At 45.8% G+C, this 15,905-nt stretch carries 14 protein-coding genes and 1 riboswitch; of the genes, 2 read left to right on the top strand and 12 right to left on the bottom strand.

What is annotated here, in order from left to right:
- Window positions 1–35 precede the first annotated feature (35 nt).
- The 8 genes from EV690_RS00810 to speE form a co-directional block, all read right to left on the bottom strand.
- A complete protein-coding gene (locus tag EV690_RS00810) occupies window positions 36–761 on the bottom strand; it encodes a glutamine amidotransferase-related protein (protein ID WP_165872618.1) in 726 nt (241 codons plus the stop codon).
- Window positions 762–801: 40 nt separating this feature from the next.
- Entirely contained in the window at window positions 802–2,229 is a 1,428-nt protein-coding gene (gene mmsA / locus EV690_RS00805; protein WP_131911044.1) for a CoA-acylating methylmalonate-semialdehyde dehydrogenase, read from the bottom strand.
- Window positions 2,230–2,371: 142 nt separating this feature from the next.
- Window positions 2,372–2,842, bottom strand: a complete 471-nt coding sequence (locus tag EV690_RS00800; RefSeq protein ID WP_131911043.1) for a hypothetical protein — start codon at window positions 2,840–2,842, stop codon at window positions 2,372–2,374.
- Between the two features lie 100 nt (window positions 2,843–2,942).
- Window positions 2,943–3,119, bottom strand: a complete 177-nt coding sequence (locus tag EV690_RS18175) for a hypothetical protein (protein ID WP_165872617.1) — start codon at window positions 3,117–3,119, stop codon at window positions 2,943–2,945.
- Between the two features lie 176 nt (window positions 3,120–3,295).
- Entirely contained in the window at window positions 3,296–4,216 is a 921-nt protein-coding gene (gene speB / locus EV690_RS00795) for an agmatinase (RefSeq protein WP_131911042.1), read from the bottom strand.
- A gap of 31 nt (window positions 4,217–4,247) precedes the next feature.
- Window positions 4,248–5,180, bottom strand: a complete 933-nt coding sequence (locus EV690_RS00790) for an adenosylmethionine decarboxylase (RefSeq protein WP_131911041.1) — start codon at window positions 5,178–5,180, stop codon at window positions 4,248–4,250.
- A 16-nt stretch (window positions 5,181–5,196) separates the two neighbouring features.
- Entirely contained in the window at window positions 5,197–7,116 is a 1,920-nt protein-coding gene (gene speA, locus EV690_RS00785; protein ID WP_224054948.1) for a biosynthetic arginine decarboxylase, read from the bottom strand.
- Between the two features lie 28 nt (window positions 7,117–7,144).
- The gene (speE, locus tag EV690_RS00780; protein WP_131911039.1) at window positions 7,145–7,999 is read right to left on the bottom strand and encodes a polyamine aminopropyltransferase; all 855 of its coding nucleotides are present in this window, start codon (window positions 7,997–7,999) and stop codon (window positions 7,145–7,147) included.
- Window positions 8,000–8,602: 603 nt separating this feature from the next.
- On the opposite strand from speE, the gene EV690_RS00775 reads away from it, so the two are divergent.
- Both EV690_RS00775 and EV690_RS00770 read left to right on the top strand, forming a co-directional pair.
- On the top strand, window positions 8,603–10,219 hold the full coding sequence (locus EV690_RS00775; RefSeq protein ID WP_131911038.1) for a methyl-accepting chemotaxis protein: 1,617 nt from the start codon (window positions 8,603–8,605) through the stop codon (window positions 10,217–10,219).
- 79 nt (window positions 10,220–10,298) lie between these two features.
- Window positions 10,299–10,453: riboswitch (FMN riboswitch) on the top strand.
- 111 nt (window positions 10,454–10,564) lie between these two features.
- Window positions 10,565–11,503: a DMT family transporter gene (locus tag EV690_RS00770; protein WP_131911037.1), complete on the top strand. Its 939-nt coding sequence runs from the start codon at window positions 10,565–10,567 to the stop codon at window positions 11,501–11,503.
- Between the two features lie 37 nt (window positions 11,504–11,540).
- Here the strand turns inward: EV690_RS00770 and EV690_RS00765 are convergent, their stop codons facing one another.
- The 4 genes from EV690_RS00765 to EV690_RS00750 are packed head-to-tail and all read right to left on the bottom strand — an operon-like array spanning window position 11,541 to window position 15,595.
- Window positions 11,541–12,425, bottom strand: a complete 885-nt coding sequence (locus EV690_RS00765) for an ABC transporter permease subunit (RefSeq protein WP_131911036.1) — start codon at window positions 12,423–12,425, stop codon at window positions 11,541–11,543.
- Between the two features lie 2 nt (window positions 12,426–12,427).
- A complete protein-coding gene (gene potH / locus EV690_RS00760; RefSeq protein WP_131911134.1) occupies window positions 12,428–13,324 on the bottom strand; it encodes a putrescine ABC transporter permease PotH in 897 nt (298 codons plus the stop codon).
- Window positions 13,321–14,439 carry a polyamine ABC transporter ATP-binding protein gene (gene potA, locus EV690_RS00755; RefSeq protein WP_131911035.1) on the bottom strand — a complete coding sequence of 373 codons (1,119 nt, stop codon included), beginning with the start codon at window positions 14,437–14,439 and terminating at the stop codon, window positions 13,321–13,323. Before potA ends, potH begins: the two co-directional genes overlap by 4 nt.
- A gap of 46 nt (window positions 14,440–14,485) precedes the next feature.
- Window positions 14,486–15,595 carry a polyamine ABC transporter substrate-binding protein gene (locus EV690_RS00750; RefSeq protein WP_131911034.1) on the bottom strand — a complete coding sequence of 370 codons (1,110 nt, stop codon included), beginning with the start codon at window positions 15,593–15,595 and terminating at the stop codon, window positions 14,486–14,488.
- Window positions 15,596–15,905 lie beyond the last annotated feature (310 nt).

Below are 15,905 nucleotides of genomic sequence, written 5' to 3'. Positions count from 1 at the left end.
CTATCGGCTAGAAGCCGTAAAAGTACTGATCCGATTTAGTTTTGTCCAGCATTTGGAGCATTTTGCGCAAACATTGCTAATATCCAGTCTAAAACCACAGATGAATCAACTTGAGTCTTTAAACTTTGCTTGGCCTTATTATATTGCTGGCTGGTTAAAAAGGGTCGGCGTTTTTCCAATAATACTTCAGTATAGCTTTCGATAAACTCAGGGTGGCCTTGAACGGTAAATATGTGGGATTGTTTGGCGAGCATAAATATCGGACAAAAATCACTCTTGGCAATGACTTGGCATTGTGGTGGGCAGTTTTGCACCTGATCCTGATGGGAGACCCACAGCTTGAGTTGTTGTGGCATCTCGTTTAACCAGTCGGGGCGATGCTGCAGTTGCACGGTCGTACTGCCAAGGCCCCAGCCCTTTTCTGATTTTTTGACTGTTGCACCTAACGCTCGTGCAATCAGTTGATGTCCAAAACAAATTCCTGCGACATGTTTTTTTAAGCGGTCAGCTGAGCGAACCCACTCTATCAGCTCAATAATCCACGGATCATTGTCATAACTGTTATGGCGACTACCGGTAATAATATAACCGTCAAAGTACTTTTGTTCATCGGGTAGTTGTCGGTGCAAAGCATCATAATGGGTGAATTTAAGCCCTGTTTGACGTTCACTGAGAGTCGTGACGAACATGTCACCGTATTCGCCGTATTTCGCTGCTAAATCACGGTCAACTTTGTCACAATTTAAAATCGCAATTTCCATTCTGAACTCCATTCACACTGCACGCCTCTATTTTTCTACCTTATCGCTTGGTGATTGCTTTTTGGCGTGTGAAAAATCGTTGTCCATCTGGTCCGCAAACTCCCAAAGGACCAAATAATGACTGCTTCCAACCACCGATACTTTGATTGATGGTCGGTTCTGCTAACGCAACATTGAGCCCGACATTACCGGTTTCAACTCGCTGACAAAAGTCGGCTGCTAACTGCTCTGTGTTAGTAAAGATAGCACTGCTATTGGCAAATGGGTGAGCATTAATCACAGCTAGTGCTTGTTCGTAATTTTGCTCACGCATTACTAAAACGATGGGTCCTAAGATCTCCTCACGATAGATACGCATTTGAGGGGTTACCCGATCAAATAAGCTGCCTCCTACAAAGTAACCTGTTTCATAGTTTAACTGCCGACCATCTAGCAGCAACTGAGCACCATCTTTTTCACCTTGTTCAATGTACCCCCTTACTTTAAGTAGCTGCGCTTCACTGATGACTGGTCCCATATCGTTTTCTGGGTGAGCGTTACCGGGGCCAATTTTAAGTGCTTCAATCCGTGGGATCAGGCGCTCAATCAAAGCATCTGCGGTGGCATCGCTGGTCGTGACGACTACTGAAGCAGCCATGCAATTTTGGCCGCTCATGGTAAAGGCAGCATTCATTAGCTCATCACTGACCTGCTGTAAATCGGCATCATCTGCAACCAGTAAGTGATTTTTCGCGCTACCAAGCGCTTGGACCCGTTTGCCCGCTTCACTGGCTTTACGATAGACTTCTTTGGCAATTTGTGTCGAGCCAATAAAGCTCACCGCCATCACTTGAGGGTGGCAAATTAAAGCATCGACGACCTCTTTATCACCTTGAATCACTTGAAACAGACCATCAGGTAAACCAGCTTGTTGCAATAATTCTGCAAATTTCAACGCGATAGATGGGGTTCGCTCAGATGGTTTTAATAGGAAGCTGTTGCCACAACACAGCGCAATTGGAAACAGCCAAAACGCAGATAATGCGGGTAATACACTGGTTGTTATCCCGACACACACCCCCAGCGGTTGGGTATAAGGTTGGTTGTTATCGGTTTGGTCTGACCAGTTACAGGTTTGAATTAAAGCCTCTAATGAGTCGATTATCTGCAACGCTTGGGTTAGTTCTTGTTCGGCCTGAGAATTCGGTTTACCGTGCTCTTGTACCATTAGCTCGACGCATTGTGGCAGGTGTTGCGCGAGTAATCGGCCAAATTGCTTAAGAACGGCTAGGCGCTCATCCACTGTGACTTTCGCCCAGGCCTTTTGGCTGACAGCACTGGTTTCGGCCGCGCTATTTGCCTCAGCTGCGCTACTTAAATCGACCTCGGCACAGACTTCACCCGTGGCAGGGTTGTAAACTGTGCCAAATCGACCACTGTTACTGGGTTGGAAATGGCCATTGACAAAATTATGCAGCTGCAGAGTCATGATGATTCCTGAATATGTGTTGCCATCCAACGGTTGGTCATCAGATGGTATCAACGTTCGGTTCGAATACTCATATACTTACCACGGACGGTGCAGCGAAACAATCTGACAGATACGAAATTCCTGGTTGGGCGTGTGCGATTCAGGCGTTGGTATTGACGCCAGCTAATTGGTGCATAATCCCTGAGTGAGTGCCATCAAATTTAATAAAGCGTAATTGTGGGGAGTGTGGCACTTGCCTTTGCGGCTCACTACCATGCAGTAATTGCTGATGGAATGTATTCAGTTGTTGTGGCAAATTAATGCCGAACTGGCTGGCAAGTTGTTGCATTGCTGCCGGAGCTTTTTGAGCAAATTTTTGCGTATCAAAGTTGCCACTATCGATGGCTGCTATCATCTGTTTGACGTATTGCTGAACCTGTCGATTCCCTTTTAGTTGTTCCAGTAATTGCCCCATGCGGGTCTCTTGATGTACTGGCTGAGCAGGCTTTGTTGCAGTCGTAGGTGTTGTAGTTGAGCTGGTTTGTGCAGCATTCGATTGCGGGGCTTTGTATTGTGTTGGTTCAGCGTTATCGGCCAGAACGTGGGGTTGCTGGTAGGCTTGGATCTGCATAACAAATTCAGTGCGTTTATAAATGATAAATAACTGAGAGCAAATCCAGTGCCAGATTGTTAAATGAAGTTGTTTTAGAGCGTTAGCCGGATGAAAAGAACTATGAGCGCCGTGAAAAACGTGCTTTGAGCCGTTTGAGCTGCATGCGAACCATAATCGCCACAATAAAAATAGCTGCCATAGTAAACAAGGTAATGGTTAAAGCAAATTTAATGATCTGGCAGACAATGAGAATGACCAACAACAACAAGGCATAATAACCAAACTTTTTCGTCATACGGCTCTCTCGGATGGCTTTGGCCATCTTTATCTTTAAGTTTCTCCAATTTGGGGGGCATCATCGCGATTACTGATAGCAGTGTCAACCGCTGTTGGCAATTGTTTCAATAGGTTGGATAAAAAATAATCAGGCTAGGGGTTCTCTAGCCTGATAGGTCGGAAGAATCTGTATTCTTACGAGCGAGTGGCAGCTAGCACATGCAGCAACTCACAGCCAATTGTGGCGGCAGCAAGAGCAGTGATCTCACTGGTATCGTAAGCTGGGGAGACCTCGACAATGTCCATCCCCACCCAATTTAGGCCAACAAGTTGGCGAAGAATACTCAACACTTTATGGCTCGATAAACCGCCACAGACTGGCGTCCCTGTCCCTGGCGCAAAAGCAGGGTCTAAGCAATCGATGTCAAAGCTTAGATAGACGGGGAGATTGCCAACTCGCTCAACAATTTGCTGCACAATGGTTGGGACCGACATGTCGTTCGCTTGGTTAGCATCAATGACTGCAAACGGATGGTTGGTTGCGTTATAAGTGGTGCGGATACCAATCTGGATAGAATGCGCCGGATCAATCAACCCTTCGTTGGGAGCATGATAGAACATTGTGCCATGATCGTAACGGCTGCCTTGCGCATAGGTATCGGTATGGGCGTCAAAATGGATCAGTGCCATTTTCCCGTAGTGTGCCGCATGGGCGCGAAGCAGTGGTAAAGTGACAAAATGGTCCCCTCCCAAACTTAACTGAAATTTATTATTTCTTGCCAGTTCCAAACTGTAATCATTCAGCCGTTGACAAAATTGTGCCGCATCGCCGGTGTCAAACACCAGATCGCCTGCATCCACAACCGCGAGCTTTTCAAAGAGATTAAATGTCCATGGCCAGCGGGGTTCCTCCCAAGCTAGGTGCACGGATGCCTGACGGATAGCCCCGGGGCCCTGACGGGAACCACTGCGACCTGAAGTCGCCAAATCAAATGGCAGACCAGTAATCACGACATCGGCATCGCTTGCTTGAGGCTCAAAGTTAAGAGCTTGGCGCATAAAACCAAAAGCATTTGAATACAAAGAGTAATCGGTAAAATTTGCAAGTGTTGCCATGTATTATCCTTATGAACAACTGTGAGTTGTATTACAGCTCACGGATGGTCAGCGGCGTCTGATGACCATCCAGAAAATAATTAAAATCAACTTGATAACCACATTCAAGCGGTAACTGACATTCACCCAGCAGAAGGTAATCGCGTTGTTCTGGAACCTGAGGCTTGGTATTAAAACCAATGCAATCCCAAGCTCGTGGACGTAGTTTTTTTAAGAGCTCATCGACAATGAAACGATACTTGCCGCTCAAATCGAGGCTGGTTTCAAAGCTAACGTAGGAGCTGCACTGTTGTGGTGTGATATGAATGGTTGCATAGTCATCACCTTTGAGCAGGTTAACGGAATAGCCAAACGGTTCAAAGAGATAGTCATCCAATATAAAACCATCAAGTAGTTTATCGAGCGCTAAAAACTCTCGGATAGATTCAATCGAACGGGGATGAAGCAATTTGTTAGCCGCCTGTTCACTAATATGGTACATCAATAGCTCTGCGGTAATATCGTGGCTGGGCGGACGATAATCCGGGTGTGCATAATGAAACAAAAAATGATGATGAGTATCCAGATAACCTAACTGGTGCGCCTTAATATCCAGCAGGGTCCGAAATTTTTTCAGGTCATCGTTCACGGTGGTTCGCTGGCGATGTGGTAGATATTCGTTTTTGCGCTGATAACTGACAAAATCTAGATTTTGTTGGCCGCGGTCATGAATAAAATGTGCTGCGGCATCCACTAACGTGGTCGTGCCACAGGTTAACATTAAAAAACGATTATCCCAGACGAACAAACTGGATTCACTGAGCAAATATGCGTCGCATTGATCATTCGACATCGAGCAGAGAATATCTGCTCGAGCTTTCGTGACCATTTTCTGCCAGTATTTGTGCCCGAGAGCGCGCAGCGAGTCGCTCTTCGGGCGCATGACAATTTCCAGTTTTTTTTCCGAGCCTTCAAAAAATAACATAGCCGATTCGCTCCTGTTAAAAATCTTCTAAATAGGTATAACCACGCACGCCTGCTTCAAGCTCTGCTAGAATGGCTCGTTGCTGGGATTTATCGATGTGTTTGCGAACCAGTTCACGATAGGTGCGAACAAAACTGTCGCTGCTTAAATTGACATAGCTTAAGACATCTTCAACCGTGTCTCCGGGAGTGATCTGCTCAATGACCATATCCCCCGTTGGCGATAGGGTCACAACAGCCGAATCGGTGTCACCAAATAGATTATGCAGATCACCTAGAATTTCCTGATAGGCTCCGACGAGGAAAAAGCCCATCATATAAGGTTGCTGAGGATCCCAGGCCGGAACGGGCATGGTGGGTTCGACTCCCATTTCATCGACATAGCGTTCGACTGCGCCATCACTGTCGCAGGTGATATCGAGCAGTACCGCTCGGTTTTGCTCTAGACGGTTCAGATGAGATAAAGGCAGGATTGGAAAGACCTGATCAATTCCCCAAGCATCTGGGATCGACTGGAACAGTGAAAAATTAATAAAGAACTTATCTGCAAGGCGTTCACGCAGTTCATCTAAGATGAGTTGATGACGCCGGTTATTTTCATTTAGCCGGGATTGCAGTTCATAACAGATCCGTAAATTGAGTTGCTCTCCCCAAGCGCGCTGACGCAGTGTCAACAGCCCAAGATTGAATTGCGTGTGTACTTCCAGCAGGTCGTTTTGGGTGTCGTGATAAATCTCAACCAGGGCTTTTTGATCGTTACGCAAATTCAGTTCTTGCCAAGTTTCCCACATATTGGTTAATAGCTGTGGTGCTTCTTCGCCAGGGGACTGGATCTCAGCGGGTTGATAGCGTTCAGTACCCAATACTTCGGTAATTAATACCGCATGGTGAGCGCTCAGTGAGCGACCTGATTCCGAAATTAACTTTGGCACTGGCTGTTCGTACTGTGAACAGATATCCCCAACGCAATAGACAATATTGTTGGCGTATTCTCTTAGCCCATAGTTCATCGAACTGCTGCTTTGCGAGCGAGAGCCATCGTAATCAACCGCTAGCCCTCCACCGACATCGACGCATTCAATCGACGCGCCGAGTGTGCGCAGCTCACAATAAAAACGTGCGGCTTCGCTGACGCCTTGGCGAACATCACGAATGTTGGCAATCTGTGATCCTAGGTGAAAATGCAAGAGCTGTAGGCTGGCGAGCATATTTTTCTGGGTCAAAACATCAATGACTTCGAGAACCTGAGCTGCTGCCAGACCAAATTTCGATTTCTCTCCACCGCTGGATTGCCATTTGCCTTTGCCTTGAGAGGCAAGCCGGGCACGAAGCCCTAGGCGAGGAGTCACTTTGAGCTTACGTGCTTCGGTTAACACCATGTCTAGCTCAGAGAGTTTTTCCAGCACGATATACACCCGATGACCGAGTTTTTCCCCGATCAAGGCCAGACGGATATATTCGCGGTCTTTATAGCCGTTACAGATAATGACTGAACTTGCTTGTTGCGCCATGGCTAGCACGGCCATCAGTTCTGGCTTACTGCCGGCTTCAAGTCCTAACTGGCGATTCTGCTTGGCAGCCTGACTCCGTAGGATTTCCTCAACAACACTGCATTGTTGATTGACTTTAATCGGATACACCGCCAAATAACTATTATCGTATTGGTAGTTTTCAATGGCCTGATTAAAGGCGTGACACAGAGTATCGACACGGTCATGGAGAATTTGCGGAAAACGCACTAATGCTGGCAGTGAGACGCCCTGACGAGTGAGTTCATTGGCTAAATTGTCTAAGGCGATATTATTTTCACTCTGATGTCGGTTCGGGCAAACAACAACCTGTCCTTGTTCGTTGATATCAAAATACCCTTGGCTCCAATAAGCCGTGTTATAGAGTTGGCGACTTTGTTGTGCACTCCAGTTAGGGTCTTTAACCACAGGTTTAATCCTTCTCAAAAAAATGAATCTATTGATTGCCGAGTTCATCAAGCAGATAGCGTGGCAAGGCAAAACTCGCGTGATGAATGTGTGGCGTGTAATAACGTGTTGTCAGTTGTGCTTTGGCAAATCGTTGGCACAATGTATCAAAGCTGACCTCACGCAGTTGCGGGTCATCACTGGCCCAGGCAAACGTCATCATTCCGCCCACATAAGTTGGAACGGCGGCGCTATAAAAGGTGCTGTCTGTAAAGCTTAAGTTCAGCCGCTTCGCAGTGGTTGTTACTTCGCTGGGTTGCATAAATGGCACGCCATTTTGCGCAACGAAAATTCCGCCAGGATTCAGTACCCCTTGGCAGTGACTGTAAAACTCACTGGCAAATAGAACTTCACCGGGACCTACCGGGTCGGTGCAATCTGAGATAATGACATCGAATCTATCAGCACAGTTGGCAACAAACTGGGCGCCATCATCAATCACTAAATTGACGCGCGGATCGTCATAAGCACCGCGGCTGTGATTCGGTAAATAGGTGCGGCACATATCGACGACCGACTGGTCGATCTCGACCATCGTGATCTCTTCAACGGTTTGATGCTTGACGACTTCCCTGAGCATCGCTCCGTCGCCCCCGCCAATGATTAATACTCGGCGTGGATTAGCATGGGCAAATAGAGGGACATGGGTGAGCATTTCATGGTAAATAAACTCATCTTTCTCAGTGGTCTGAATGATTCCATCGAGTGCCATTACCCGGCCAAACGTCTGGTTTGAGAAAATGATCAGATGCCACTGCGTGGTTTTCTGTTCAAACAAAATATCGTCAATATCAAAGTATTGTCCATAGCCATTATGGAGCGTCTCAAAATAGCGAGATGTCATAGCAAGTTCCTAGTTTTTAGATCAACATTATCTCTGCTGCTAGGCAGTGACTTTATTAAGCATAGTCAGTTGTAAATACAATACTGGCCCATGCACTAAGAGCGCTTAAGGCAAATTGAGGAAGAAAAAAAGAGGTCGGTGTTATACCGGGGCATGCTGGGCAATACAGCTGCGAGTAAAAAAGAGGTTTTTTTACCATTGTATGAATCATCTGTTTGTAACCTTTCATTATCCCGTGTGGTCAGTAATGACACACACGGCTTATGCCTTGAGAACCATAAAAACCTTGTGTATTTATTCCATATAAAATGCTGGTTAAGCGTTGCGATTAAACACTACAAGCGAAGGATGAGCAACCCATAATTGCGTGATTTTTAGTTAAATTTTGATCAGTTATTTATCTATTTATTCTTTTTCAATCTAAAAAATAGTAATGTTATATTACGCAATAGATGGGATGTTTTTTTGCTCAAAATAGATGCTTCATTTCATATATATAGCCGTTCACTAGAACACATTGGCGCGATTGAATATGCACCTATTGTTGTTTTTGCAATGAACCATAGTTCGTAAAGTATTTCACAATAACATGGAGCCGTTTTTATGATCTGGGCCTTGTTCAATCGTTTGCGATTAACGTCGTTAATTGCTGTGTTTAATATTATTTTGGTAGTGTTGCTCTTAGCTTCAAGTCTTGTGGCCGTTAATCAATTGGGTAACCGAGCTTATGAGTTTCAAAAAGATTATTTGATTCGCCAAGTCTCTGTTGCTGGAAAAATGCTCAGAAATGTGAGAGATGATCCGGCGACGTTAGAAAAAATGATGATGTCTGCACGCTGGGGAAAAGATAACTCCGGCTATTTCTTTTTGCTCTCCTCCGATGGAAAGAAACTACTTGTTTATCCAGCTGATCCCTCGAGGAAGAATCAACCTACTAGTAATGTCCATCTGCTGAATGCCAATGGCATGACCCTGACTCAGGCAGCTCATCAAGCTAGCGAAACAGGGGAGCCTAAATATGTAGAATATGAGTATCAGCGTCCGGGAAGCAATAAGCGTGAGCGTAAAGCTTCTTATCTCTATCCACTTGGCGTTGGTAAAGCAGTGCTAGTCGGTGGTTCTTATATGAATTTGGCGCACCAGTTATCATATGAGTTGTCGATTGAAATTTTTGCTGGCGTCATCTTATGTGCAGTATTTATTTTGGTTGTCATTGTTTTACTCTCACGGCATATCAAATCTCGTTTGGGCCAGTTGCGAAGCACTATTGAAAATCTCGCGCAAGGTCATTTTATCCATCCATGTCAGTTGCCGGGTAAAGATGAGTTTGCCGAACTCTCGACGTATCTGCAAAACTGCCAGCAGAAGCTGGGCGACTCCATCAAAACCCAAATGAATATGAGTGAGCAGGTGAGCGCGGCTTCATCACAAATTGATCAGCGTTTAAATATTACCAATGAGAGTGTCACTGAACTGTTGAATGAGGTCGAACAATTAGGCAGTGCGATGGAACAGATGGTGGCTAGTGTCCAGCAGGTGCATGTTTCAACTGAAGAAACGTCTCAACAATCAGACCAGACTCGTCGTGATAGTGAAACGGGCCAGACACTTATTCTCGATGGGGTGAAAAATATTTCTCAGCTACAAGAGCAACTCAGTCAGGGAAGTGATTCAGTACAATCGGTTAGTGACGGGGTCAAGTCGATTCAAGAGATGGTTGTGACAGTTCATGGGATTTCTGAACAGACCAATTTGTTGGCGCTCAATGCCGCTATTGAAGCCGCTCGAGCGGGAGACTCTGGTCGTGGATTTGCTGTTGTTGCGGATGAGGTTAGAGCACTGGCAGCTCGTACCCAGCAAGCCACCGATGATATTGAACAGTTGATCCTCCAATTGCAGTCGCAAGCACAAACCGCGGTTGATGGCAGTCAAAAAGGGATTGAAGTGGGTGAGCAATGTAATGAAGCGGTCAGCCAGGCGGGTGAGCAATTTAACTCGATTCTACAGAATGTTAACGATCTGAATGATCGCAATAGTGCTATTGCTACAGCGACCTCTGAGCAGAGCACTGTGGCGCAGTCGATGAGTGAAAATGTTAATTCAGCGATGCATCGTCTCCAAGTGATCGATGAACAGCTGGAGAATATTGCTGGCGATAGTGAAAATTTGAGATCGCAGGCTCATGATCTTGACCAAATGTTGTCTCAGTTTAAAGTCTGAGAGATTGCGCATCACAACAATTGAAATCGTTGCTTTTATTTAATTTCGTGATTAAATATAAGTGTATGTAAAAAATTATATCGAACTTCGGGGCGGGGCGAAATTCCCCACCGGCGGTGACTCTGTTACTCGACAGACAGCCCGCGAGCGCCTTAAAACACAGATTTTAAGGGTCTAGCAGATCTGGTGAGATTCCAGAGCCGACGGTTACAGTCCGGATGAAAGAAGATCGACCAAGCTTTGCAATTTGTCCATTCGTGCACCCTACTAGTGGGGAGTTGTGCGAGCTTGGCTATTCAATCATCGTCCCTGTACATCTGCAACTTTGTATGGACTGCAATTAAGATGACAGGAATATTCTTTATTATGCTTGCGTGCCTGACTTGGGCACTAGACACATTAATCCGTTACCCGCTACTTGGCCTTGGTTTTAGCACTCTGCAAATTGTGCTGATGGAGCACTTAACCCTAGTAATCGTCACGGCACCGCTGTTATGGCGTTATCGTCAGCAGTTTTTTCAGCTCAATGTCCGTTCTTGGGGCGCCCTATTCTTTATTGGTGGGATTGGTTCCGCAATTGGGACATTAGCCTTTACTCAAGCCTTTCATTATCTCAACCCGACGGTTGTGATCTTGCTGCAAAAACTGCAACCCGTGGTAGCGATTGTGTTAGCGAGTTGGTTTTTAAACGAGCGGATTCACGGTTATTTTATTCGCTGGGCTGGGTTGATTTTGCTGGGATCAGTGGTGATGATTTGGCCTGATTTACGAGCGATGTTCTCGCAATCATTGGTGATTAGCAAGACGTCTATGGCATCTTGGTATGGTTATGGATTAACGCTAATAGCTGTGATCGCGTGGGGCGCGGCGACCGTCTGCGGTAAGTATTTATCTGTGCAAAAGATGGATGCTAACGCGATTATGTCGGGACGTTTTTTAATGGGACTCGTGGTATTAGTGCCGTTAGCTTTGTTGCACACCAGTCAGTTGCAAGAGATGGCTGCTAAGCCTCTGTTGATGCTCATTTTAATGGCGCTGTTAAGTGGTCTGGCAGGAATGTGGTTTTACTATCAAGGGCTCAATCGAATTCCTGCTCAGGTGACAACGCTCGCTGAGCAAACCTTCCCTATTTTTGCGGCATTGATTAATTGGCTATTTTTGTCGATGAGTCTGTCGATGTATCAGATTTTAGGTGCTGTTTTACTGATCGCGGGCAATGTAGGACTGCGCTTTAAAGAACTGCACTTGACTGAGCAAAGTTCAGCGCGTTTGACACAAGCTTAAATTGAATCAAGCCAAGCGCAGGCTTGGCTTGATTAGATTACAGTACATCCGGATGATGTTCTGGTGCCATTAGTTGTTCATCTTGTTTGGCGGCTCTTATGGCTTGCTGGTGGCGTTTTTCAGCCCGTGACATTAGCCACCAAGCAATCAACGTTGCGATCGAGACAACGGCGACAATGATCGTTGCCAGTGCATTAATTTTTGGACTTATTCCCATTCGTACGCTGGAAAATACTGCAATCGGCAGCGTAGTTGCCGACGGTCCCGAGACAAAACTGGCGATGACCAGATCGTCAAGAGATAAGGTAAAGGCCAATAACCAGCCGGCGACAATGGCCGGAAAAATACTAGGTAGTGTGATCAGCACAAATACCTTCCACGGCGGTGCACCTAAGTCCATTGCCGCTTCTTCGATAGAGCGATCCACCTCTTTGAGTCTAGAACTGACGACCACATACACATAGGATGTACAAAAAGTGACGTGGGCAATCCAGATGGTTAGCATGCCGCGCTCGGAAAACAGATCAAAAACCTGTCCTAATGCAATAAACATGAGCAGCATTGATAATCCCATAATGACATCAGGCATGACCAATGGAGCACTGATCATAAAACTAAATGCTTGGTCACCGGGGAAGCGATTGAACCGCCCCAACACAAATGCTGACAATGTCCCCAACACCACCGCCGCACTGGCGGAGAGTACCCCGATAGTCAGACTCAGTTGCACTGCATGCATTAGCATTGAGTCATGAAACAGGGCTCCGTACCATTTGGTTGAAAAGCCTGCCCAGACAGTCACCAAGCGGCTGGCATTAAATGAGTAGAAAATCAATATTAGGATTGGCAGATATAAAAACGCCATCGTCAGTGAGAGGATCAGCCATTTCCATTTGCTTTTAGAGACCGGAATATTACTCATTGTTAAGTCTCCAATTCGCGTTTTTGAAAGTGCTGGAAGATTAAGATCGGCACCATCAAAATCAGCAGCATAACTATCGCTACCGCAGATGCCACTGGCCAGTCGCGATTATTAAAAAATTCTTGCCAGAGCACTTTGCCGATCAAGATAGAGTTAGGGCCTCCGAGCAGGGTTGGAATGACAAATTCGCCAACCGCTGGAATAAAGACCAACATTGAGCCGGCGATCATGCCACCGCGCGTCAGTGGCAGTAAAATACGCCAGATAATGGTGGCTGGTTTAGCACCGAGGTCACTAGCGGCTTCTAATAATGAGTAATCCACCCGCATTAAAGCGGTATAGAGCGGTAGCACCATAAAGGGCAGGTAGGTATACACAATACCAATGTAGACAGCCAAATTGGTGTGCATAATATGCAGTGGATGGTCAATCACGCCAGCCATCATCAACGCATTATTTAATAATCCATTGTTTTTTAAAATGCCAATCCAGGCATATACCCGAATTAAAAAACTGGTCCACGATGGCAATACGATCAGCATCAGCAAAATATTGCGCGTCGCTGGTTTAGAATGCACAATCGCCCAGGCAACTGGATAACCGATAATCAAACACAAACAAGTTGAGATCGCGGCCACTTCTAGCGAGCGCAGGTACGAGTTGATATACAAGCTGTCGCTTACCATAAACAGATAGTTGCCAAAGTTCAGCACAATCTGTAATTGCTGGTCGGCATAATGCATCAGCTCGGTATATGGGGGGATCGCCAGTTGCGCCTGCGAAAAGCTAATTTTTAAAACAATAGCCAACGGCAATAGAAAAAACAGCAACAGCCAGATATAAGGCGGCAGTATCAGTGCATAATGACTATGATGTTTGATAAAGCGAGCCAACCTCATATCTTCAATACCACGCAACTTTGTGGATCCCAGCTGAGATAGACCTGCTCTTCCCAAGTAGGCAAGTTTTCTCGATGGCGTGAGGTATTAGGGACGGTTGCGCGCACCAATAAGTTGCTCGGCAGGCGCACATGGTAGATCGAAATATCGCCCATGTAAGCGATGTCTTCAACGATGCCATAACAGACGTTGTTCGTTTGCTCACACGTTCTTGAAAGCTCGATTTTTTCGGGACGAATGGCAATCATTAATGGTAATCCAGGCGCATCAGATAAACCATGATTGAGAATGATCGGATGCTCGATGTCATGACAGCAGATCGTGGCCTGATCGGGTAATCCTTCGAGCAGCTCACCGTCAAAGATATTGACTGTGCCGATAAATTCCGCGCTGTAGCGAGAGTTTGGGTATTCGTAAACCTCTTCAGGGGTGCCAATTTGAATGAATTGACCGCGATCCATGACGGCGAGTCGGGTTGCCATGGTCATGGCCTCTTCTTGGTCATGGGTTACCATCACACAGGTTGCACCCACACTTTCTAGGATATCAACGACTTCTAACTGCATTTGTTCGCGCAGCTTTTTATCCAATGCTCCCATCGGTTCATCCAGCAGCAACAGCTTGGGTTTTTTCGCCAGAGAACGCGCGAGCGCAACACGCTGGCGTTGTCCGCCCGAGAGTTGATGGGGTTTACGGTTGGCATAATCTTCCATCCGTACCAGTTTGAGCATTTTATTAACGGATATTTCGATTTCGCTGCGGTTTAAACCATCCTGTTTTAAGCCAAACGCGATATTGCCCGCCACACTCAAATGCGGAAACAGCGCGTAGGACTGAAACATCATGTTGACTGGGCGACGGTGGGGCGGAACATCAGCCAAATCCTCACCATCGAGAATAATCTGTCCCTGACTGGGGCGTTCAAAACCAGCCAGCATTCGTAGCAATGTGGATTTTCCACAGCCGGATGCACCGAGCAGGGCAAATAATTCTCCCCGTTCAATCGTTAGATCGACGTCATCGACGGCCGGCTGACCATCGAATAATTTACTTAATCCACGAATCTCTAGCAGGGGAGTGTTTGTTGAGGAACGGGTTGTTGTAGCTGAAACCATCGGCACACTCCAGGTAAGGCCAGCATGGCTGGCCTTAGAATATTAATTAATCTTGTAAAAAGTCGGTCCAGGCACGGGTTCTCACACGAGCCACCCGCAGTGGGATCATTTTGGCGACGAATAATTTCTCGCGAACACTGGCACTTGGATAAATGCCTTTATCGTTAGCTATTTCCGGGTCGAGATATTTTTTGGATGCTGGAACCGGGTTGGCATACCAGACGAAGTTACTGTTGGCTGCTTCGACTTTAGGCCGCAAGATATAGTTGATAAATTTCAGTGCATTATTCGGGTTGTTGGCATCTTTAGGGATAGCCATCAAATCAAACCAGATCATCGCTCCTTCTTTGGGGATCGAGTATTTGATCTGTACGCCGTTTTTGGCCTGTTCCGCTCGTTCTGCCGCCATCAAAATATCGCCGGACCAACCGATCGCAACACAGATGTCGCCATTGGCTAAGTCATTAATATATTGTGATGAATTAATGTCACTAATATATGGGCGGATTTTTTTGAGCATCGGTAGCGCAACTTTTGTGTAATCGTCTGGGTTCGTGGAGCTCGGATTTTTACCCAGATAATTCAGAGCCGCCGACATGATTTCGTTGGGTGAATTCAAAAATGACACGCCGCATTTCTGTAGTTTTTTCATGTATTTGGGTTTAAATACCAGATCCCAGCTATCCACCGGAGCATTCGGACCTAAAATTTCTCTGATTTTTTTGACATTATAGCCGATGCCAGTGGTTCCCCACATGTACGGAATAGCATACTGATTGCCTGGATCTGAAGCCTCAGAGAGCAGTTTCATCAATTTAGGGTCAAGATTTTTATAATTGCTCAGTTTGCTTTTATCTAATTTTAAAAAGGCACCCGCTTTGGCTTGTTGGGCCAAAAATTCATTGCTGGGCACAACGACATCATAGCCACTGTGGCCGGATAATATCTTGGCTTCTAAGACTTCATTTGAGTCAAAAACATCATAAACCGGTTTAATACCGGTGGCTTTTTGAAAGTTAGGCAAGGTATCTTTGGCAATGTAATCTGACCAGTTATAAATATGCACAACCGGTTCATCTTTCGCTTGCGTTGCGAAAGTTGTCAATGATGTCAGCATCGCAATCGATAGTGACCAGATAAAAGCAGAACGTTTCATAAAGTGTCTCCGTACTGTTGAGCGCAAAACCGATTTTTTAACCGCTCAATGGGCGAGTGCTTTATACAGTCAAAAATGCGCTAATTCAATCGTTGTAACCAACTTTTTTGCTGTTTTAGTAGACAATCATAGCGAATCAGCTAAATCTCAAATAAATTGAGTCTGAACTTGCGTATCGAGTACATTGTAATGATGCCCTGATTGAATCTTTCACGAGGGACTGTTGACCTTTTGTGATTAGTTTTGCAGAAATCTGAGAGGGATTTAGGCAAGGCAAACGTTGTGCCGTGTAGTTATTCTCCACAAAGAA

Origin of the sequence: Celerinatantimonas diazotrophica, from assembly GCF_004339545.1 — a bacterium.
In the GTDB taxonomy this organism is placed as follows: domain Bacteria; phylum Pseudomonadota; class Gammaproteobacteria; order Enterobacterales; family Celerinatantimonadaceae; genus Celerinatantimonas; species Celerinatantimonas diazotrophica.
Note: the sequence above shows the minus strand (reverse complement) of the source record. Positions and strands in the feature narration are given on the sequence as shown.